This window comes from Aestuariivirga sp., assembly GCF_020252395.1.
In the GTDB taxonomy this organism is placed as follows: Bacteria; Pseudomonadota; Alphaproteobacteria; order Rhizobiales; family Aestuariivirgaceae; genus Aestuariivirga.
The window spans coordinates 173,859-194,819 of the sequence record NZ_JADCDB010000001.1 but is presented as its reverse complement, the minus strand read 5'-3'; the positions used below and the strand labels follow the sequence as shown (position 1 = coordinate 194,819).

The 20,961-nt window shown below is 66.3% G+C and carries 15 protein-coding genes and 1 tRNA gene; 6 read left to right on the top strand and 10 right to left on the bottom strand.

What is annotated here, in order from left to right; all coding sequences use genetic code 11:
* Positions 1-39: 39 nt before the first annotated feature.
* Together IOC82_RS00870 and IOC82_RS00865 are read left to right on the top strand one after the other, a co-directional pair.
* Positions 40-2,901 carry a hypothetical protein gene (locus tag IOC82_RS00870; RefSeq protein WP_290544278.1) on the top strand — a complete coding sequence of 954 codons (2,862 nt, stop codon included), beginning with the start codon at positions 40-42 and terminating at the stop codon, positions 2,899-2,901.
* Positions 2,902-2,919: 18 nt separating this feature from the next.
* Complete coding sequence (locus tag IOC82_RS00865; protein WP_290544277.1) at positions 2,920-4,905, top strand: glycosyl transferase; 1,986 nt, start codon at positions 2,920-2,922, stop codon at positions 4,903-4,905.
* Positions 4,906-4,981: 76 nt separating this feature from the next.
* On the opposite strand, the gene IOC82_RS00860 is transcribed toward IOC82_RS00865, so the two are convergent.
* From IOC82_RS00860 to IOC82_RS00845, 4 genes are read right to left on the bottom strand one after another with little or no spacing between them, the layout of a single operon-like run.
* Positions 4,982-5,950, bottom strand: a complete 969-nt coding sequence (locus IOC82_RS00860; RefSeq protein WP_290544276.1) for a sugar-binding transcriptional regulator — start codon at positions 5,948-5,950, stop codon at positions 4,982-4,984.
* 3 nt (positions 5,951-5,953) lie between these two features.
* A complete protein-coding gene (locus IOC82_RS00855; protein WP_290544275.1) occupies positions 5,954-6,724 on the bottom strand; it encodes an alpha/beta fold hydrolase in 771 nt (256 codons plus the stop codon).
* Positions 6,724-6,963: a lipoyl domain-containing protein gene (locus IOC82_RS00850; RefSeq protein WP_290544274.1), complete on the bottom strand. Its 240-nt coding sequence runs from the start codon at positions 6,961-6,963 to the stop codon at positions 6,724-6,726. The genes IOC82_RS00855 and IOC82_RS00850 overlap by 1 nt, the downstream gene beginning before the upstream one ends.
* Positions 6,964-6,976: 13 nt before the next feature.
* Positions 6,977-9,436, bottom strand: coding sequence for a thiamine pyrophosphate-dependent enzyme (locus IOC82_RS00845; RefSeq protein WP_290544273.1), 2,460 nt, complete (start codon positions 9,434-9,436; stop codon positions 6,977-6,979).
* A gap of 179 nt (positions 9,437-9,615) precedes the next feature.
* Between IOC82_RS00845 and IOC82_RS00840 the strand changes: the two genes are divergently transcribed.
* Positions 9,616-10,773, top strand: a complete 1,158-nt coding sequence (locus tag IOC82_RS00840; protein WP_290544272.1) for a serine hydrolase — start codon at positions 9,616-9,618, stop codon at positions 10,771-10,773.
* Positions 10,770-12,377: a N,N-dimethylformamidase beta subunit family domain-containing protein gene (locus IOC82_RS00835; protein ID WP_290544271.1), complete on the top strand. Its 1,608-nt coding sequence runs from the start codon at positions 10,770-10,772 to the stop codon at positions 12,375-12,377. The genes IOC82_RS00840 and IOC82_RS00835 overlap by 4 nt, the downstream gene beginning before the upstream one ends.
* 127 nt (positions 12,378-12,504) lie before the next feature.
* Here the strand turns inward: IOC82_RS00835 and IOC82_RS00830 are convergent, their stop codons facing one another.
* The 4 genes from IOC82_RS00830 to IOC82_RS00815 form a co-directional block, all read right to left on the bottom strand.
* Entirely contained in the window at positions 12,505-13,305 is an 801-nt protein-coding gene (locus IOC82_RS00830; RefSeq protein WP_290544270.1) for a BtpA/SgcQ family protein, read from the bottom strand.
* Between the two features lie 53 nt (positions 13,306-13,358).
* A tRNA-Gly gene (locus tag IOC82_RS00825) sits at positions 13,359-13,433 on the bottom strand.
* A 213-nt stretch (positions 13,434-13,646) separates the two neighbouring features.
* On the bottom strand, positions 13,647-14,858 hold the full coding sequence (locus tag IOC82_RS00820) for a hypothetical protein (RefSeq protein WP_290544269.1): 1,212 nt from the start codon (positions 14,856-14,858) through the stop codon (positions 13,647-13,649).
* A 210-nt stretch (positions 14,859-15,068) separates the two neighbouring features.
* Positions 15,069-16,181 carry a 2'-deoxycytidine 5'-triphosphate deaminase gene (locus tag IOC82_RS00815; protein ID WP_290544268.1) on the bottom strand — a complete coding sequence of 371 codons (1,113 nt, stop codon included), beginning with the start codon at positions 16,179-16,181 and terminating at the stop codon, positions 15,069-15,071.
* Positions 16,182-16,264: 83 nt separating this feature from the next.
* Here IOC82_RS00815 and apaG point away from each other — a divergent pair, with 83 nt between their 5' ends.
* Both apaG and argE read left to right on the top strand, forming a co-directional pair.
* Complete coding sequence (gene apaG, locus IOC82_RS00810; RefSeq protein ID WP_290544267.1) at positions 16,265-16,657, top strand: Co2+/Mg2+ efflux protein ApaG; 393 nt, start codon at positions 16,265-16,267, stop codon at positions 16,655-16,657.
* Positions 16,658-16,665: 8 nt separating this feature from the next.
* A complete protein-coding gene (argE, locus tag IOC82_RS00805) occupies positions 16,666-17,823 on the top strand; it encodes an acetylornithine deacetylase (protein ID WP_290544266.1) in 1,158 nt (385 codons plus the stop codon).
* 147 nt (positions 17,824-17,970) lie between these two features.
* On the opposite strand, the gene IOC82_RS00800 is transcribed toward argE, so the two are convergent.
* Positions 17,971-19,989 (bottom strand): CocE/NonD family hydrolase, encoded by a 2,019-nt coding sequence (locus IOC82_RS00800; protein ID WP_290544265.1) that lies wholly within the window; start codon positions 19,987-19,989, stop codon positions 17,971-17,973.
* Positions 19,990-20,931 (bottom strand): alpha/beta hydrolase, encoded by a 942-nt coding sequence (locus IOC82_RS00795; RefSeq protein WP_290544264.1) that lies wholly within the window; start codon positions 20,929-20,931, stop codon positions 19,990-19,992.
* Positions 20,932-20,961: the final 30 nt, after the last annotated feature.

Genomic DNA, 20,961 nt, shown 5'->3' with positions numbered 1-20,961 from the left:
TAGTGGGGGCGCGCCGCGCCGCCCAGCGGGGACCCATACATGTCGATCGTTACGTCGCTGACCACCAGGCAGATTGCGACTCTGAGCACCACCGCCATCCGGGCGCTTTCGACGACAGACGTGCAGGCGCTCTCCACCACGCAGGTGGGTGCGCTGACCGCCTCGCAGATCAATGCGATGGAGACGACCGACCTGACCGCGCTCAGCACCGGGCAGGTGCAGGCGATCTCAAGCACCGCCATCAAATCGCTCATTGCGGCGACCATCACCAATCTCGCCGACACCCAGGCGGCGGCACTCACCACGGTGCAGATCGGCCTGCTGCAGGCCTATGCCGTGGAAGCGCTCGAATCGACCGATGTGCAGGCCTGGAACACCACCCAGCTCGGCGCTCTCACCTCCCGCCAGCTTGCCGGCCTCACCACCACCGCACTCGCCGAATTCACCGACACGCAGTTGGGCCAGCTCACCTCGACCCAGGTGCGCGGCCTGACCACCAGCCAGCTCAATAACCTCGCCACCACCCAGCTCAACGCCCTCAATATCACCGATCTTTCGGCCACCCAGGTCCGCGGCATGAACTCGACGGCGGTGGCGGCACTGTCGACGACCCAGGCCCAGTCGTTGACCACCTCGCAGATTGCCGTCCTCTCCGCCGCGGGCGTCGAGGCCCTCGATTCGACGGAGATTCAGGGCTGGTCGACCACGCAGCTTGGCGCGCTCACCTCGCAGCAGCTGGGTGGGCTGTCCACCACCGCCATCGCCGACTTCTCGGATACCCAGATCGGCCTGCTCAATTCCACCCAGCTGCGCGGCCTCACCACGCTGCAGCTCAACAATCTCGGAACCACGCAGCTCAACGCCATCGACGTCACCAGCCTGACGGCGACGCAAATCCGCGGCATGAACGCCACGGCCATCGATGCGCTCTCCACCACCCAGGCCCAGTCGCTCACCACCACGCAGATCGGCGCCATCTCGGTAACCGGCCTCGACGCGCTCACCTCCACCGAAATCCAGGGCTGGTCGACGACGCAGCTCAACGCCATCTCCTCGCAGCAGCTGGCGGGCCTCACCACCACCGCACTCGCCGATTTCTCCGACACGCAGCTAGGCCAGCTGACCGGCACGCAGGTCAAGGGCCTGACCTCCACCCAGCTCAACAACATCGGCACAACCCAGCTCAATGCGCTGAACGTCGCCGATCTCTCGGTGTCGCAGATCCGCAACATGAACGCGACCGCCATCGGCTCGCTGTCCAGCACGCAGGTCCAGGCGCTCGGCACGCAGCAGATCGCGGCGCTGAGTGCCGGCGGCTTGGGCGCGCTCGCCTCGACCGATATCCGGGCTTGGTCCACGACGCAGCTGGGCGCCATCGCCTCGCAGCAGCTGGCGGGCCTCACCACAACCGACATCGCCGACTTCTCGGACACGCAGATCGGCCAGCTCACCTCCACCCAAATCCGCGGCCTGACCTCCACCCAGCTCAACAACCTCGGCGCCACGCAGCTCAATGCGCTGGACATCACCAGCCTGTCTGCGGCACAGGTGACGGGCCTTTCCACCACCGCCATCGGCAATCTTACCTCCACCCAGGCGCAGGGCTTCACCGTGACGCAAGTCGCGGCGTTGACCGCCACGGCGCTGGGCAGCCTTGAGAGCACCGACCTGCAGGCCTGGAGCACCACGCAGCTCGGCGCCATCACCACCCGCCAGGTGTCGCAGCTCTCGACGACTGCGATCGCCAATTTCTCCGACACGCAGCTGGGCCAGCTCACCTCGACCCAGGTGCGCGGACTGACCTCTTCCCAGATCAACACGCTCGGCAGCACCCAGCTCAATGCCCTGAACGTGGCCGATCTCTCGACGGTGCAGGTGCGCGGCATGTCCTCCACCGCCCTCGATGCGCTGTCCACCACCCAGGCCCAGTCGCTGACCACCGCGCAGATCGCGGTGCTCAATGCCACCGGCCTTTCCGCGCTCAGTTCCACGGAGCTGCAGGGCTGGTCGACGGCGCAGCTCGGCGCCATCACCTCGCAGCAGTTCGTCGGCATCGCCGCAACCGAGCTTCAGGATTTCTCCACCACCCAGCTCGGCAGCTTCACCTCCACCCAGCTCCGCGGCCTCAATGCCACGCAGCTGAGCGGCCTCGACACGGCCTATCTGCAGGCTCTCGACATCACCACGCTGTCGACGCAGCAGGTGTCGGGTCTCACCACCACGGCGGTGGGCAACCTCTCGAGCACCCAGGTGCAGTCGATGCTCACAGGCCAGATCGGCGCGCTCACGGCGGGCGGCCTCTCGGCCCTGAGCTCGACCGATATCCAGGCTTGGAACACCACGCAGCTCGGGGCCGTGACGGCGAGCCAGCTCGGCGGCCTGACCACCACCGAGATCTCGGACTTCTCCGACACGCAAATCGGTCTTCTCTCCACGACCCAGCTGCGCGGCTTCACCACCAGCCAGCTCAACAACATGAGCTCCACGCAGATCGGCGTGCTCACGGCGTCCTCGCTCTCCACCGCGCAGATCGGCGGCCTGACGTCCACCGCGCTCGACAACTTCACCACGACGCAGATTGGCTCGCTGGACGCCAGCCAGTTCCGCGCTATCGCGCCCACGGCGCTCGATAGCCTCGGCACCGCGGTGTTCTCTGGCCTGACCTCCACCCAGGCCGGCGCGCTGACCTCCGCACAGGTCGCGGCGCTGAGCACCACCAACTTTGCGGCGCTCAACGAAACGACGGGCCTGCCGTCGCTCGCCACCTCGGCTATCTCCGGCATCACCACCAGCCAGATCGCCTCTCTGTCCAGCACCCAGGCCAATGCCTTCACCTCCACTCAGATCGGGCTGATGAGCTCCGACCAGCTCACCGCCCTGATCATCGCCTCCAACAGCTAACCGGGAGACCTGAGAGCCTTGTCATCCACCATCGCCGCGCTGTTTCGTGACGCCGACATCCTCGAAGCCACGGAGGGCGCGGCGGCCGCCGCGGAACTCTACAAGCGATGGGTGGCGCTCAACCCGGATGACCCGCATATCGCGCCCGCCCTGTTCAACATGGCGGTCGTGGCGCAGCGCGGCGGCGACCCTCATGCCGCCATTAACGCGCTGCGCGCGGCGCTGAAGATCGACCCGGACTTCCACCCGCCCTACATCAATCTCGGCCGCGCGCTGGAGGACTTGGGACAGACGGGCGATGCCGTCACGCAGTGGCTGGCTCTTGTCAACCGCCTGCCCGCCGTCAACGGCCCCACGCTGCGCCACAAGCTGATCGCGCTGCACCAGCTGGGCCGCGTTCTGGAAGCCAACCATGCCGATGCGCCGGCGGAGGATGCGCTGCGCCAGGCCATCGATCTGTCGCCAGAAAACCCGCAGGCGGTGCAGCACTGGATCGCGCTGCGCCAGAGGCAATGTAAGTGGCCGGTGGTGCAGGGTTGGGATGGCATCGAGGCGAAGCGCCTCCTCGCCAATATCTCGCCGCTTTCCACCGCGGTGCTGTTCGACGATCCCCTGTTCCAGCTTGCCCGCAATGCGAGCTATGCCCGCCAGTCCATCCCCCGGCCGCAGCATGTGCACGATCACACGGGCCGCCGCGGTGAACGTCCGGCCCGGCTGAAGATCGGCTATGTCTCCTCCGACCTGCGCGAACATGCGGTCGGCTTCGGCCTTACCGAGGCGATGGAGCTCCACGACCGCAGCCGCTTCGACATCCACGCCTATTACTGCGGCATTCCGCGCGAGGATGGAACGCGCGCCCGCATCCGCAACGCGGTGAAGCACTGGACGGACATCACCGGACTTTCGGACGATGCCGCGGCGGCGCGGATTGCGGCCGATGGCATCGACATTCTTGTCGACGTCAACGGCTACACGCGCGATGCCCGCACCGCGGTCTTCGCGCGGCGGCCCGCACCCATCGCCGCCAACTGGTTCGGCTTCCCGGGCAGCATGGCGACACCCTATCACCACTATGTCATCGCCGACGCCAACGTCGCCCCCGAGGGCAGCGAGATCTACTTCACCGAGCGCGTGCTGCGGCTTGCCTGTTACCAGCCCAATGACCGCAAGCGCCCCATCGCAGCGGAGCCGCCGCAGCGCAGTGCCGAGGGTCTGCCCGAGACGGGCTTCGTCTTCTGCTGCCTCAACGGCACGCAGAAAATCACGCCGCAGGTGTTTGGCGCATGGATGAAAATCCTCGCCGCAGTGGAGGGCAGCGTGCTGTGGCTGCTCGATTCCGCCGCGGATGCCAATGCAAGGCTGCGCGCCATGGCCGCGGCCACCGGCATCGCGCCGGAGCGTCTGTGCTTCGCGCCCAAGCGCCCCAATCCGCAACATCTGGCGCGCTATGCGCTGGCTGATCTTTTCCTCGACACCTTCCCCTATGGCGCCCACACCACGGCGTCGGATTCCATGTGGATGGGAACGCCGGTGCTGACGCTGGAGGGCCGGGGCTTTGCGGCGCGCGTCTGCGCTGGGCTGGTGAAATCCGCTGGCATGCCGGACCTCGTCTGCACCAGCCTCGAGGACTATATCTCCCGCGCCATTGCCATTGCTGAAGCGCCGGGCGCTGCGGCGGAATTACGCCGCCGGCTGCGCGCCAACCGCGAACACGCCGTGCTTTTCGATACGCCGCAGCTGGTGAAGAGCCTCGAAGCCCTCTATGACCGCATGTGGGAAGAGTTCCGCATGGGCGACCTTCCGGTGCCGAACCTCACCAATCTTCCGGTCTATGAGGAAATCGGCCTCGGCCTCATCGAGACCCGCCAGGGCGGCAGCGTGCCGCCGGAACTCTATGCCGCGGAACTCGCCCGCTGGATGCTGCACGAACCGCTTGCCGCCGATGGCCGGCTGCTCAAACCCGCCGCAGTTGAGACGCCCCCGCAGAAACGCGCCGCGGCGTAACGGCCATGTTGCGCCAGCTTTTGACTCTGGAGCATCTTTCGCTTCGCAAGCGATTCCACTTGCTCGCGCGATTCTCCTAAGCCATCTCGAGAATGGCGCGTGCCGCGTGCTCGTCGGTGACCAGCGTGTTGACGCCGATCGCGCGCACCACGGCGAGGATGGCCCTTGCCCGCTCATTCCCGCCGCTGGCCAGCACCTTGTGCCGCGCGGCCTTCAGCGTCCCGACGCCCACCGACATCACGCGCGCGTTGATGGGGTGATCGGCGATGCGCCCGTCCGCATTGATGAAATTGCACATGATGTCCGCCACCGCGCCGGCTTCAAGCAACTCTGCCGCCTCTACATCGGTGATGAGCTGCCGCACCAGCGAGCCGGAACTCCCGGCAAGCCCGCCCGCACTCACCACGGCGAGATCGAGCGACGAGGCGAGCGCCTTCAGCCGCGCGATGCCGCGATCGCCCATCAGGCGATCGCGCAACCCTGCCGTGCCGACCAGCAGAGGGGCCGGGAACAGGAAGCACCCGGCCTGCAGCGCGGTGGCCAGCCGCCAGGCGAATTCGAAGGGATTGGCGAATTGCGTCTCGACCGCGCCCCCCATCAGCGACATCACCTTCACGCCGGCGCGCTTCGGCGGGCTGAAGCTTTCAAGTGCGGCACTCAGCGTGCGGCCCCAGCCGACGCCGATGGTCATGCCATCCGTCACCGCGTCGGAGAGCAGCCGTCCCAGCGCCAGCCCCACTGCGCGCCCCGTCTCCCTGCTATCGGCGGGGGCCGGCACCACGATGGCCTCGTCGAGGCTGAGCGCACGCTCAAGGCGGATCGACAGTTCGGCCAAGTCCGGCAGCCGGTCCTCTATGGTGATCTTCACTTCGCCCCGCTGGCGCGCCTCTTCGAGAAGGCGGATGACGGTGGAACGGCCGATTCCCAGCTGGTCGGCCACCTCTGACTGGGTGAGGCTGAAGCCATGGTAGAGCCAGGCGGCGCGCAGCCGCAGCGCGCTGTCATCCGCCAATGCGGCCCCCACTGTGCGCCGCAGCTTCGCCACGGCTCAGGTGCTCACAGTGGTAATGAAGTCCGCAATCCCGGCATTCACCAGCCGCGCGGCCTCCACATGCGGCAGGTGTCCGGCCTCGGGGATGACGAGCTGGCGGCCGCCGAAAGCCGCAAGCGCAGCGGGGCTCGGCGGGTTGATGGCATCAGCCCCGCCGAAGATCACGAAGCGCGGCAGGCCCGACGCGGCGATCCGCTGCGCCGCCTCGCGCAGCTGCTCCTCATGCGCCGCGACACCCTTGGCGATGGCGCGCAGCGCGCCGCGGGCGCCGGGCCGGGACAATTGCTCCAAAACGCGGGCGACGGTGAAGCGGCTGATGAGCGGGGGCTTGGAGACGAGCTTCTGCAGCAGCGCCCCGGCCTCTTCCTTCGTCTCGAGCGCGGGGTAGCGCGACAGGAAGCCGTGGTCGATCGCATGGCCCAGCCCGGCGGGCGCGAGGAGCGTCAATGAGCGCACACGCCCGGGGTCCTTCAGCGCCATCAGCATGGCAATGCTCCCGCCCAGCGAATGGCCGAGCAGGTGCACCTTGCCAAGGCCATGGGCATCGAGTGCGGCGGTCACCGCTTCCGCTAGCGCGCGGGCACTGCCGTCGCCGGCATCGGCATCAAGCGAGTCGCCATGCCCCGGCAGATCGAGCGCATGGACCCGCGCCACCGCCATCAGTGCGGGCGAGGTGCCAGCCCATGACAGACGGTCAGACCCGAAACCGTGGATCAGCACCAGGTCTTGGCCGTCACCGCCCAGCGTCTTGAAGGCGAGGCTTGCCATCACGCCTCGTCGATGACGGCGAGCACGTCGCCCACGCTGGCGATCTCGTCGGCGGCCACGCGGATTTCGCGCAGCGTGCCCGAGACCGGCGCCTCGATCTCCATGGTGAGCTTGGGCGTGGTGATGGTGAGCAGCATCTCGCCCTTTTCCACCTTGTCGCCCGGGCTCTTCGACCAGTTGTCGATCTGGGCTTCGGTGATTTCGTTGCCGAGCTGCGGCATCACGACGTCGGTGCTCATGTCTCTGTCCTCTTCAAAGGCCGTTGCGGGCAAGGTCGCGGTCATCCCAGTTGCGGATGCCGCGGCGGTTGGAATGTTTGCCGGGGTGGAACTGCGAGGTGACGATCTCGATGATGTCGCCGGCTTGGGGGAAATAGCTCGTCTCCATCTCCGCCCCCGGTACGATCCAGTTGGGCGATCCCAGCACGCGCGGCGCGGACTTCAAATGTCCGAAGGCGAAGCGCGTGAGGTTGGACGCGAGCGTCATGGCGAAGGAGCCGCGCTCGGAGGCTTCCGTCACCACCATCAGGTGCCCAGTCTTTTCAATGGAGCGGATCACCGGGTCATAGTTGAAGGGCACCAGCGAGCGTGCGTCGATCACCTCGAGCGACAGGCCGTGGCTCTCCTCCAGCTCTTGCGCAGCGCTGAGCGCGGGGTAGAGCGACGGGCCGATGGTCAGCACGGTGGCATGCCGGCCCTCGCGCTTCACGTCCGGCTCGCCCATCGGAATGCGGTAGTATTCGGAAGGCACGCCCTCCGGCCTGAAGGTCTCCACCATGTCGTAGAGCCGCTGGCTCTCGAAGAAGACCACCGGGTCCTCGGATGAGAGCGCCGAGGCCATCAGCCCTTTCGCATCATAGGGAGTCGCAGGGTAGAGCACCTTGAGGCCGGGGATATGCGCCACCAGTGCGGTCCAGTCCTGCGAGTGCTGCGCGCCATATTTGCTGCCCACCGAGCAGCGCAGCACCACGGGCAGCTTGAGGATGCCGGCGGACATGGCCTGCCACTTGGCCATCTGGTTGAAGATCTCGTCGCCCGCCCGGCCGATGAAATCGCCATACATCAGCTCGATCAGCGTACGCCCGCCCTCCAGCGCATGGCCCACGGCGGTGGCCACGATGGCCGCTTCCGAGATCGGCGAATTGAATAGGCGTTCGTAAGGCAGGATGTCGGAGAGCCCGCGATAGACGCCGAAGGCGCCGCCCCATTCGCGGCATTCCTCGCCATAGGCAATGAGCCGCCCGTCATGGATCATGTGGTGCAGGATCGCCTCGAACAGCCCGTCGCGATAGGTGATGGCGCGCATGGCGGACAGCTTCTGGCCATCGGCCCCGATGCCGAAACGCGCCTTCTTCGCATCCTGCCGGATGCGCGCGGAAGTTTCCACCGGCGCCAGCAGTCTCACCGCGCCGGACGGCGCCGGAATTTCCGCATGCGAGAACATCAGCCGCCCGATCAGCGCCGGATCGGCGGCGACATCGATGGGCGCCGTGGCATTCACCGCCGCCCGCGTCACCGCCGCGATGCTCAGCGCCACATTGGCTGTCATCGCATCGACCGCCGCCTGGTCCATCACGCCCGCGGCAATGAGTTGGGCCGCGAACTTGGCGATCGGGTCATGCGCCTCCCACAGGGCGAGCTCTTCCTTGGTGCGGTAGGCATTGGCATCGGTCGTCGAGTGCCCGCCGGAGCGATAGCATTCGACATCGAGAAGCGCTGGCCCTTGTCCATCGAGCAGCAGCGCACGCTTCCGCGCCATTGCATCGGCCACCGCGAGCGGGTTGGTGCCATCCACCGTTTCGGCGTGAAGGGCTTGCGCGTTCACCGCCGCGCCGATGCGCGAGAGCCTGTCCCAGCCCATGGTCTCGCCAATGGTCTGTCCGCCCATGGCGTAGAAATTGTTCGAGAAGAAGAACAGCACCGGCAAGCCGCCCTTTCGCGCATCGGTCCACAGTGTCTTGTACTGCGCCATGGCGGCGAAGTTCATCGCCTCGAAGACAGGGCCGCAACCCGTGGAGCCGTCGCCGCTCATCGACACGGCGATCGAGGCTTCGCCTGCCAGCTTCTTCCTCAGCGCCGCACCCGTGGCGATGCCGGCGGAGGCGCCGACGATGGCGTTGTTGGGATAGGCGCCGAAGGGCGTGAAGAAGGCATGCATGGAGCCGCCCATGCCGCCATTGAAGCCATCGGCCTTCATGAAGATCTCGGCGAGCAAACCTAGCAGCAGGAAGTTTTCCGCCGTGCCCGTCGCCGGCGTGGGTGGCAGGTGCTTTTCCACCATGCGCAGCAGCGCGCCGTCACGATGCGTTTGCATGATCTGGCTCAGCGCGGAACCGGACAGCCTGGCGATGGCGGAAAGGCCCTTGGCGATGAACTCGCCATGGCTCCTGTGGCTGCCGAAAATGTGGTCGGCAGGCTCCAGCGCCAGCGCTGCGCCCACCGCCGCCCCTTCCTGGCCGAGCGAGAGATGGGCCGGCCCCTTGTAGACGTAGCTGACGCCGGCATAGTTGCCCGTGGCCTTGATGGCGCCGAGCATGGTCTCGAACTCCCGCACCAGCATCATGTGACGAAGGATATCGGTCATCTGCTTCACACCGCGTGCCTGAAGCTCTTCGGCGAAGGGCCGGGCATAGGCATGCAGCGGCACGCGCGGGAAGGCCAGTTCACCGGCCTGCTGGAACGCCTGCGGATCGACGGGGATTGATTTGGGCATGGGGAGGGGCCTCTTGAGCGCACATTTGCGTGTCATCATACGCAAATGTGTCGAAGGTGGCCAGACCCCGCTCATGCGCCTGCTGGCCCCGGCCCCTGCACGGGGCTGATGGCTCGCCGGAGTGAGACGCCGGGCGATCCCATGCTAATGTCTGCCAAATTGGATTTATGGGGGATTCGATGGGGAGCGAACTGCCGACGGCCACGCTGGAGAATTGGCGTGAGCACCCCCACAGCATTTGGGGCTTCACCCATGTCGACAGCCTGATCCCCGTCGCCGCCATTCCCACCGCGCCGCCTGTCAGCACGCTGCGGCCGGGAAAACCCCTGGACCTCGCCCGCCTCGCCATCGTCTGGGCCGGCAGCCGCCGCAGCGCCGAGGCGGCGCTCGAGGAAACCCACACCGATGGCTTCCTGGTGCTGAAGGACGGCGCGGTGGTGGCCGAGCGGCTGATCAACCAGACGGCAACGGACCGCCACATCGTCTTTTCGGTCAGCAAGTCCGTGACCGCATCCTTGGCCGGCATTCTCGTGAAGGACGGAAAGCTCGACCCCGAGGCGCCCGTCTCGCGCTACGTGCCGGAAGTCGAAGGCTCGGCCTATGGCGATGCAACAGTCCGCAACGTGCTCGACATGGCGGTGAGCATCCGCTTCGTCGAGGACTATCTTGACCCCCAGGGCGATGTCGCGCGCTATCGCGCCGCCATGGGCTGGAACCCGCCAGGCGCCATCGCCAGCGCCGACGGCATCAATGCCTTCCTCACCAGCCTGCCCAAGGCCGAGCATCCGCATGGCCGCCGCTTCCACTATGTTTCGCCCAACACCGATCTGCTCGGCTGGATCATCGAGCGCGCCGCGGGCGAAAACTTCGCCAGCCTGCTGTCACGCCTCATTTGGAAGCCGATGGGCATGGCGCAGGATGCCTTTATCACCATCGACCGCCATGGCGCACCGCGCACCGCCGGGGGCCTCTGCATCAGCCTCGGCGACATGGCGCGTTTCGGTGAAATGATGCGCCTCAAGGGCCGCTTCAACGGCCAGCGCATCGTGCCGGAGGAATGGATCGACGACATCTTGCACCAGGGCGACCCCGCCCAGTGGTCGCGCGGCGAGATGGTGAACCTCTTCCCCGATGGCCGCTACCGCTCCAAGTGGTATGTGCCCGACCCGTCGTCGAGCGTGCTTTGCGCCATCGGCATCCACGGCCAGTGGATCTATATCGATTATGACGCCGGCATGGTGGCGGTGAAACAGTCCTCGCAGCCCATCCCGGCGGATGAGGCGCTGGACAACCTCACCTATGCCATGTTCCGGGCCATCGCAGGCGAACTCAGATGAGCATCGAGCGTGACGAGGCCTGGCGGCGCGAGGCCGTGCTCGGCAATTATGCCGAACGGCCGTTCCATGCGCCGCCGGTTGAAACACGCATCTGGAGCTATTGCGACCGGCTCTCCTATGCGCCGGGCCAGCCGGTGCAGGTCAGCGTCTGCACCAACGCACCGCATTACGATATTGAAGTCATCCGCGATGGACCGGCGCCGGTCACGGTCTTTGCGCGCAGCGGCCTTGAGGGCGAATGGCGCGACACGCCGGAAGACTGCTCCGCCGCCGGCTGCGGCTGGCCTGTGTCGTTCGAAATTCCTGTCGCGCCGGACTGGCCGTCGGGTGGCTATATCCTGCGCACCCGCGCGGGTGATGACATGCACGAGCATTTCTTCATCGTGCGCCCGCGCGAGGGCCTCAACAAGCGCGGCCGCCTGTTGCTCGTTGCCGCCACCGCCACATGGACCGCCTACAACGACTGGGGCGGCTCCAATCATTATCAGGGCTATTGCGGCCCCAATGGCGGCCGTTTCTCGCCCGTGCTCAGCACGCTGCGCCCGCTGGCCAGGGGTTTCGTCTCGCTGCCGCCGGACGCCCCGCGCGCCGTGCTGCCGGAGGATCCGCCGGTCAATTCGGAGCCCCGCTATCCGCACATGGAATGGGCCTATGCCAATGGCTATTCCAAGAAATACATGTCCTCCGGCTGGGCCAGCTTCGAGCGCCACTTCGTGGTGTGGGCGGAAGCGGAAGGCTATGCGCTTGACATCATCAGCCAGACCGACCTGCATTATCGCCCGGACCTGATCGACGGTTACGCCTGCATCGCGCTGGTCGGCCATGACGAATACTGGTCCTGGGAGATGCGGGACGCCATCGACGCCTACGTCGGGAAGGGCGGCCGCATCGCCCGCTTCGCTGGCAACTTCATGTGGCAGATCCGGCTCTCGGACGAGGGCCGCACCCAAACCTGCTATAAATACATCGCGCGCGAGGAAGACCCATTCATGCAGACAGGCCCGCGCGAGCGCGTGACCGAGTCATGGGAAGCCCCCGAGATCGGCCGCCCCGGTTCGGCCAGTTTCGGCCTTAACGCCACGCACGGGCTTTATGCCAGCTGGTCTGGCTGTTCGCCCCGCGGCGCCAAGGGCTTTCCGGTCTACCGGCCGGAGCATTGGGCCTTCGCCAAGACCGGCCTCTATTATGGCGACATCCTGGGCGGCGCCGCGCGCATCTTCGGCTACGAGGTGGATGGGCTTCCTTACGAAATCCGCGGCGGACTGCCTTACGTGGCCGACCCGTCACTGGCGCCCGATGGCATCGAGATCTTGGCACTCGGCCTCGCCGCCACCATCGAGGAAGGCTCCACCATCCTTCCCGGCCGCAGCTTCCTGGGGATCGAGGACGGCGAATACGTCGCCTCGGTGCTCACCGGCCGCAAGGATGCGGAGGCGATCGAGCAGACGAAGCGCGGCTGCGGCATGATCGTGAATTTTCCGAAGGGCAGGGGCGAGGTCTTCCACGCCGGCTCCAGCGACTGGATCATGGGCCTCGCCCGCAAGGATGCGATCGTCGCGCAGGTCACCCGCAACGTGCTCGACCGCTATCTCGGCCGCGCTTAAGCGGCGCCCAGGCGCGGCAGGCGGATGGTGGTGTCAAGGCCGCCTTCCGCGCGGCTGCGCGAGGCCTTTGCGCCGCAAGGGGTTGCCAGTTTCCCGGCAACCCCTCGTCCGTTTTACGCTCAGGGCCTCAGCGCAGCGCCGCGACCTTGTCCATGAAACGTTTGACGCGCGCCCCGTCCACCGCATTCCAGGTGATGCCGTCCGTCTTGAAATGCGTGCCGATGATCACGCCCGAGGCCAGTGCGAGCGTATCCTTCACATTGTCAATGGTGACGCCGGTATTGGCGAAGACCGGCACGTCCTTCACCGTTTCGCACACCTTGCGCAGCTGCGACTGGTCGGCAGGTTCGCCCGTCACCGGGCCCGAGACGAGGATCGCGTCGGCGAGCGAGGAGAACACCGCACTGCGCGCGCGAAGCTCGATCGGCCGCGCATCGAGCGAATGGGCGAATTCCGCATTGATGTTGTAGAGCAGTTTGAGGTCCGGCCGGCCCAGGGTGCGGCGCAGCCGGGCAGGCGTTGCGGCATCGGGCGCCCACACGCCCATGTCGGAGGCGAAGACGCCGGTGAAGATCTCGCGCACGAACTGCGCCCCCGTCGCCGCCGCGATGGCGACGCTCGCCGTCGGGTCCCACAGGTAGTTGACGCCGAAGGGCACCTTGATCATGGGCTTCACCGCGGCCACCACCGCCGTCATGGCGGCGGTCGATTCGAGCGTCGCCTTCAGCAGATAGGGCCTGTCGTTCTCGTTGCCGAACATGATGGCGTCGACGCCGCCCGCCTGCAGCGCCTCGATGTCGGCGGCCACCCCGTCGATCAGCTTCCGCATGCCGCCCTTCTCGTCATAGAGCGGCGAGCCCGGCATGGCGCCGATATGCGCCATGGCGATAATCACCTTCTTCTTGGATCCGAAGAAATCGAAAACCATCCGTCCTCTCCCGGCTTGAGCGCCGAAAGCGAGACGTTCCGGGCCATGATGAGTGGAGCGGGCGATGGGAATCGAACCCACGACATGCAGCTTGGGAAGCTGCCGTTCTACCACTGAACTACGCCCGCAACGGAGTGGAGATTAGAGGAGCGAGGCGGGGGCGGCAAGGGGGGCCCGCCCGCGCAATGCGGACCTTCGCCATCTCATCCCGGACCGGCGGAGTCCCTCGGCCACCCGGCCGATCGCCAGACGCGCAATAAACCCGTGAACTGCCGGGCGACCGCTTCCTGTCGCAATAGCCAAGCGCCGCTTAGCCCGGCCGGACCGGGTGATTGCTTTGCTCAGTTAAAAGAACTGTTGCAGTAACCCAGCGCCGCATAGCTCGGCCCGCCCGGCACCGGCGCCGAACTGCACAGCGCTTGCAGCAGCGCGCCGATATTGCCCGCGCCATAGCCGCCATAATCCTTGCCGGGGTACTCCTTGTTCTGGCCGAACTGCGAGGAATAATTATCCTTGATGATGTTGGGGTCTAAGCTGCCCCAGGAGGTGACGCCCACCACCACGTTCATGGCGGAGGCGGCGCCGGGCTGTGCTCCACCATTGAGATCGGCGGCGCGATAGCCGAAATTCACCACCCAGGGGCCGCCGCTGGAGCCTTGGGTGAAGTTGTTGCCCTGCCAGATCTGCTTGGCGCGGCGCACGGTGGTGAGGAAGGACGGACCATCCGCCCGCTGCATAATGCTGCCGAAATCCATGAGACCGGGATAGCCGAGCGTGGTGGTGGCTCCGGTCCACATGCTGCGGGTCTTGGCGGAGCGGGTGAAGGAAAAATTGTTCCAGCCATAGCCCATCCAGCCCACCATATCGCCGATGAACTGGCCGTTGTTCTTGCTGACGATGAATACGGCAAGGTCGTTGTTGCGGGCCGCGCCGCTGCCGGTGTCCTTGCCGTTCAGCCAGGTGGGGGCCACCGCCACCGCCTCTGTTGTCCAGGCGCCGAAGGGCTCCTGCTGCTGCGGCGTCGATCCATTGGGGCCGTAGAAGCCGGGGCGGAAGGTCCAGCCGGAGAACAGCGCATTGGAGCCGAGGTCGCCGGCACAATGCGCCGCCGTCACCAGCACGCTGCGCATGATCAGGCTGGCCGAACAATGAGCCTGGCCGCCATTGTACTGAAACACCACACGCCCGATGGTGCGATAAGGATAGGTGGTGCTCAGCCGGTTCGCCTGGTTGGCGCTGCCGGCCGGCGGCCCGTCCTGCACCCGCACCGAGGTATAGGGGATGCCGAAACTGCCATAGGCCCGGGTCGAGGCGGAGACCGCCGGAAGGCGCGAAGCTCCGCCGGCGCGCGGATCGGGTGCGTTATCCGCCTTCACCTCGTTGTCGGGCGGCGCGGCCAGCCTGTTGCGCATCGGCACGCCGGCTGCCGGCAGGGGAGTGTGGCGCGGCGTCTGGCGCACCACAACACCGCCATCGGCCAAGGCCTCCGCCGCAGGCAGCAGGGTGAAGAGCCCCATGATCATCGCAAGCCCGGTCATGCCACGTGGTGTCATCTGCGCCTTCCTTGTAGATTCCCTGGAGATTTGCACGATGTGGCGCACAACACGCCACTCAATCACTTTTTATTTGATCGCAATGGCTTCGTCAAACCGGAGACAGACCTTTTCGCGGCAATCGCATGGCCGCGATGTGTCCGCTGTCCGTGCAATCGAAATCATTTCCGCTCCGGCGGCCGCGCCCATTTCATTTCCGGACGCCTGGGCTCAGCGCAGCGTGCTGTCGAAGGCCTTGAAGTGCTTCGACAGCTTCAGGCCCTGGCGCTGGTAGTTGGAGCCGATATCCTGGCCATAGACGCGCTCGGGCGCTTGCGTCAGCGGTTCATAGACCAGCCGCCCGATAATCTGCCCATCCTCAAGGATGAAGGGCACCTCGTGGCTTCGCACTTCAAGAACCGCGCGCGCCCCCTCTCCGTGGCCTGACGAATGGCCGAAGCCGGGGTCGAAGAAGCCGGCGTAATGCACGCGGAATTCGCCCACCAGCGGGTTGAAGGGCACCATCTCCGCGGCAAAGGCTGGCGGCACGCGCACCGCTTCCTTCGATGCGAGAATGTAAAACTGGCCGGGGTCCAGCACGAGGGGTCCGCGCTGCCAGAGCGGCTCCCAATAGTCGAGCACCTCCAGCGCCGCCGTGCGGTCGACGTCGATAAGGCCCGCATGGCGCTTGGCGCGGAAGCCCACGGGTCCATCCGTCCCCAGCGTCGAAAGGTCGACGGACAGCGCCAGCCCATTGTCGATGTTCACCTCGCCCGAAGGGATCAGCCCCTCGCCCGCATGGAGTTCGCGGATCAGCGCGTCGGTCGCGAGCGATGCGCCCTGGCGGAAGCGGATCTGCGACAGGCGGGAGCCCTCGCGCACCAGGATGGGAAAGGTGCGCGGCGAGATCTCGGCGAACAACGGACCGTCATAGCCCTCGGGCGCCTTGTCGAACTCCTGCGCATAATCCGCAATGACGCGTGTGAAAATGTCGAGGCGGCCGGTGGAGCTCTTGGGGTTCGCCGCGGCCGCAACGCCCCGCGGCAGTTTGAGGCTCTCCTGCAGCGGCACGATGTAGACGCAGCCCGTCTCCAGCACCGCACCTTCGGCCAGCGGCATGCGGTGCAGCGCCAGTTCCTTCACCCGCTGGTCCACGGTCGAACGCGGGCCGGGCAGGAAGGAGGCACGTACGCGATAGGCCCACGCCCCCAATCGCAGGTCGAGGCTGGCGGGTTGGATCTGGTCCGCATCGGCCGGCCGCGCGAGCCGGATCAGTCCCTCCTCGCAATAGCGGGCAATGGTGCGGGCGGGCAGGATGCCGCGCGGCTCGGGTCGGTTTCCCATGGCGTCCACATGGCGGAAACCATGCAGGCTTGGCAAGTGTCTTCGCTGTGGAAAACCCCGCCACATGGGCTAAACTGCAAGCCATGTATGAGCGCATCACCCGCGGCGTCAAAGTCATCGTCCGCCCCAAATATCTCGATGGCCAGTCGAAGCCGGAGGAAGGCCATTTCGTCTGGGCCTATTCCGTCACAATCGAAAACCACGGCCGCGAGACGGTGACGCTGCGCACCCGCTACTGGAAGATCACCGATGCGGCGGGCCATGTGCAGGAGGTGCGCGGCGCCGGCGTCGTGGGCGAGCAGCCAACCCTCAAGCCGGGCGACAGCTACAGCTACACCTCGGGCTGCCCGCTGAAGACCTCGTCAGGCTTCATGGCCGGCGCCTATCAGATGCAGCTTCCCTCCGGCGAGTTCATCAATGTCGAGATTCCGCCTTTCTCGCTCGACAGCCCGCACGAGAAACACCCCATCAACTGAAGAAGATCATGACAGGCACCCGCTATTCGACCGAGGAGATGCTGGGCCGCCTCATCGCCTTCGACACCACGAGCCACCGCGGCAACATTCCCCTGATCGAATTCGTCGAGGATTATCTCGGCGGCTGGGGCGTTCCTCACTTCCGCGTCGATTATGAGGCGGACAAGAAGACCAATCTGTTCGCCACCATTGGCCCGGCGATTGCCGGCGGCATCGTGCTCTCAGGCCACACCGACGTGGTGCCGGTCGATGGCCAGCCCTGGACGTCCGATCCCTTCGATCTGACGGCGCGCGAGGACCGCCTCGTCGGCCGCGGCGCCTGCGACATGAAGGGCTTCCTCGCCGTCTGCCTGGCGGAAGTGCCGAACTTCCTCGCCGCCAAGTTGAAGTCGCCCATCCATCTTGCGCTCTCCTGCGACGAGGAGGTGGGCTGCAAGGGTGTGCGCCCGCTGGTCGCCCACATGCGCGGCAATCTGCCGAAGCCGCGCGCGGTGATCGTCGGCGAACCCACCTCCATGCAGGTGGTCAACGCCCATAAGAGCGCCGTCACGTTTTCGACCGAGGTCACGGGCCACGAAGCCCATTCCAGCCTCACCCATCATGGCGTCAATGCCATCCTGGTGGCGGGCGAATTGCTGTCGGAGATCGGCCGCATCCGCGGGCGCCTGATCGAGCTTGGCGATCCCACCCGCCGTTTCGATCCGCCCTATTCGACGGTCCATGTCGGCGTCATCGCGGGCGGCACGGCCAAGAACATCATTCCGCGCAAATGCTCCTTCCAGTGGGAGACGCGGCTGTTGCCCACCGCCGACCCCGCTTATGTGCCGCACCGTTTCGAAACCTTCTCGCGCACGCTCGAACCGGCGATGCAGGCCGTGGCCCCCGGAACCGGCATCGCCACGGCGGCCGTCAACAGCGTCCCCGGCCTCGCGCCAGAGGAGGACAGCCCGGCGGAGAGCCTCGCCCTCCATCTGGCCGGGGCGAATTCCACCCATGCGGTGAGCTACTGCACGGAAGCGGGCCTGTTCCAGCAAATCGGAATCCCGGCGGTGATCTGCGGCCCCGGCTCCATCGAACAGGCCCACAAGCCGGACGAATACATTGACGTCTCCGAATTGCGGAAATGCGAGGCCTTCATGGGCAAGCTGGTGTCGCAGCTGTCCTAGCGCCCATCCGATCAGCCATGCCAGAAACATCGTCATCGCGGGAGATATAGCACGCTTAGGAATTAAAATCAAGGAAAATCGTCCTTAAACTTTTATTCCTGTCATTCGCCGCGGCCCTTCTCCCGTCCGGCGGACGGGAGAAGGGCGTCACTGCAGCAATCTCGGAATTTCCTCGTTGAATTCCTTCTCGAAGACGAGTGCGTCCCCCTCATAGGCCTCGATCCTGCCCCACACGATCCAGTGGCGCGCGGTGGCCGTGAGCCGGCCGAAGGTTTCGGTGCGGATCGACCAGCCGCCGCGCCGCCGCGTTTCGGTCCAGTGCGTTTCCATCTTCGCCGAGAGCGGGTCGTCCGGCATGATCGAATAGCTCTCGCGCCCCGCGCCGCCGATCACCAGGCCATGCGGGTGGAGTTCCTGTTCGCCGAAATCGTCGACGATCCCGATCCGCAGTTCGCCGGTCTCCGGGTCCGTCACCGTCTCGCGCTTGTTCCAGGCGGGCTTGATCTCGGTCTGGTCGGCGGGCGGGGCGGCCTCGGCTTCGGGCCATGTCACAGGGGACTCGCCCGCCACGTCTTTCCTCAGCGGCAAATGCAGCTGCGACTTCCCCGCATAGACGGTGAGTGTCACGGGCTCGGGCGCGGGCCACATCATCGGGAAGTAGGATGTCGAGATCGCGACGCGCAGCTTGTGGCCCTTCGGCACGCGCATGGCGATGTCGTCCAGCTTGATCTTCATGCGGTAATGCTTGCCGGGCTCGAGCGGCATCGGATTCTCGCGGCTGTCCCGCATGCACAGGTTCTGCAAATGATAGGTGATGCGCGAAACCTCGCCCGAAGGCCACACGTCGTTGAGCCTGACCGCGATGTGCGCCACCGGCTTGTCGGCCGAGAATTCGAGCTCCACCACCGGCTGGCCCACGATGTCGATGTCGGCGATCAGCGCCGGCGTGTCGAAGGTGATCGATTGCGCGTCGTCGCGCGCCTGGTCGCCGGGGAATTCGGGGCCGAGCCAGATGATGCAGTATTCGCCGCCGTCCGCGCCCGTGGTCTGCCGCGAGCAGATGGAGAGCGGCGTTTCCGTGCCTGCCGTGGGTCCGATGCCGCCGGAGTTCAACCACCACTTCTTGGTCTCGACATGGCCGAAGCCCCAGAAGCTGTCGCCGATCCAGCGGCCCTCGATCTTATCCGGGAAGGCCCCGGGTTTCCAAGGTTCCATCACATAGTAGCGATAGTCAGGGTCGCGTGAGACACCGGTGTTGGCGCCCTTCAGCCACTGGTCCCACCAGCGAAGACATTCCTGCAGGAAGCCGATCCGCGGTTCGGGCACGGCGAAATGCGGGTATTTGTGCGCCCAGGGTCCGATGATCGCCTTCCGTGTCGTGCGCAGGCCCTTCATCAGCCGGGGCACGGCGTTGGAATAGGCATCGTTCCAGCCGCCCACCACCAGTGTCGGCGCCTCCACCGCCGCATAGTCCTCGCACACCGAGCCGTGTTTCCAGTAATCGTCGCGGTGCGGGTGGGAGAGCCATGGGATGACGAGGAAGGGCTCGTTCTCCAGCCGCCCCATCCACATCTCGCGCCAGCGCTCGCCCACGATCAGCGGATCCGGCGGGCGCGAGGAATAGGCCAGCATGGTGGCGGCCCAGCCCAGCATTTCGTTCAGCACCGTGCCGCCCTTGTAGTGGACGTCGTCCTCGTAGCGGTCGTCGGTCGAGCAGATGGTCACGATGGCCTTGAGGGCAGTGGGCTTGCGCGCCGCCACCTGCAGCGCGTTGAAGCCGCCCCAGGAGATGCCGAACATGCCCACCTTGCCGTTGCACCAGGGCTGCGCCGCGAGCCAGGCGATCGCCTCCACCGCGTCGTTCTGCTCCTGCTTGGCATATTCGTCGAGCATCAGGCCCTCGGAATCGCCGTTGCCCCGCATGTCGACGCGGACCGAGACATAGCCGTGGCCGGCGAAATAGGCGTGCGTCAGCGCATCGCGCACATGGGTGCCGTCGCGCTTGCGGTAGGGCAGGTATTCGAGCAGCGCGGGGAAAGGCGTCTCCTCCGCCCCCCCGGGCATCCACACCCGCGCGGCGAGCTTCGTGCCGTCGGAGAGCGGGATCCACAGGTTCTCGATTACCGTCACCCGGTAGGGAAGGTCGGTGCGCGTCGTAATGGTCATTCAGATCCTCCCGGGTGGCAGGCGGCCGGAATGCGCAAGGCTTGCGCAGGCGGCGATGATGGCGTCGAAGCTCCGGCGGGCAGGCGCGCTCATGTTCCGTGCACGGAGAAAAGCGTGGACAAGCAGCGGCTCGTCGCGCACCTGCGCCTCGACGCCCGCCGCCCTGAGCCGTGCCGCATAGTCGAAGCAGTCGTCATGCAGCGGGTCGAGCCCCGCGGCGACGAGGAAGGCCGGAGGCAGGCCCCGGTAATCGGTCTCGCGCAGCGGCTCGGCGAATTTCGTGTCCCCGCCCTTGTAGGTGTCGCGGTAGTACTGGACGTCCGCCGTGCTGAGCCCCGGCGCATGGGCCTGGACGACATATGAACCTTTGCTCATGTCGCCGCCGAGGCCGGGATAGATCAAGACCTGGCCCTTGAGCCGCGGCGCCTGCTCATCGCGCGCCTTCAGCGCCAGCGCCGCGGCGAGGTTGCCGCCCGCCGAGTCGCCGCCCACGATGATCTCGGCATTGACCGAGGCCACCGCCTTCAGCACTGCCCAGCAGTCCTCGAAGGCGGCGGGGAAGGGGTGCTCGGGGGCGAGGCGATAATCCACCGCCACCACATCGATCCGCGCGCCCTCGCAAAGCTCGGCGCAGATGTCGTCATGGCTGTCGAGCCCGCCCACCACGAAGCCGCCGCCATGGAGGTACAGCAGCAGCGGCGCGCCGGCCGCGCCGTCGGGCCGGTAATGGCGGCAGGGCACGCCGCCATGGGCCACGTCAGTGGCGGTTACGCCGGCGGGGCGGGTCTTGCGGAAATGGGCGCAGTAACGGTCATAGAAGACCCGCTGCTCCGCCATGGTGAAGCTCACCGCATCGGGTGGATAGAAGCGCTCGCCGGCGATCAGGAAATCGCGGATTCCGGGGTCTTCCAGCCAGGCATATTTCTGTTCGGTCTCGTTCAAGATGCTTCGCCGTGCGGCGCGAGTGCGGGG

Bases quoted from the DNA above. Each gene is read 5' to 3' on its own strand.
- IOC82_RS00830 (WP_290544270.1), bottom strand. From the start codon at position 13,305: ATGGTTTTCGATTTCTTCGGATCCAAGAAGAAGGTGATTATCGCCATG.
- IOC82_RS00815 (WP_290544268.1), bottom strand. From the start codon at position 16,181: ATGGGAAACCGACCCGAGCCGCGCGGCATCCTGCCCGCCCGCACCATT.
- IOC82_RS00870 (WP_290544278.1), top strand. From the start codon at position 40: ATGTCGATCGTTACGTCGCTGACCACCAGGCAGATTGCGACTCTGAGC.
- IOC82_RS00835 (WP_290544271.1), top strand. From the start codon at position 10,770: ATGAGCATCGAGCGTGACGAGGCCTGGCGGCGCGAGGCCGTGCTCGGC.
- IOC82_RS00840 (WP_290544272.1), top strand. From the start codon at position 9,616: ATGGGGAGCGAACTGCCGACGGCCACGCTGGAGAATTGGCGTGAGCAC.
- IOC82_RS00845 (WP_290544273.1), bottom strand. From the start codon at position 9,436: ATGCCCAAATCAATCCCCGTCGATCCGCAGGCGTTCCAGCAGGCCGGT.
- apaG (WP_290544267.1), top strand. From the start codon at position 16,265: ATGTATGAGCGCATCACCCGCGGCGTCAAAGTCATCGTCCGCCCCAAA.
- IOC82_RS00855 (WP_290544275.1), bottom strand. From the start codon at position 6,724: ATGGCAAGCCTCGCCTTCAAGACGCTGGGCGGTGACGGCCAAGACCTG.
- IOC82_RS00850 (WP_290544274.1), bottom strand. From the start codon at position 6,963: ATGAGCACCGACGTCGTGATGCCGCAGCTCGGCAACGAAATCACCGAA.
- IOC82_RS00820 (WP_290544269.1), bottom strand. From the start codon at position 14,858: ATGACACCACGTGGCATGACCGGGCTTGCGATGATCATGGGGCTCTTC.
- IOC82_RS00800 (WP_290544265.1), bottom strand. From the start codon at position 19,989: ATGACCATTACGACGCGCACCGACCTTCCCTACCGGGTGACGGTAATC.
- argE (WP_290544266.1), top strand. From the start codon at position 16,666: ATGACAGGCACCCGCTATTCGACCGAGGAGATGCTGGGCCGCCTCATC.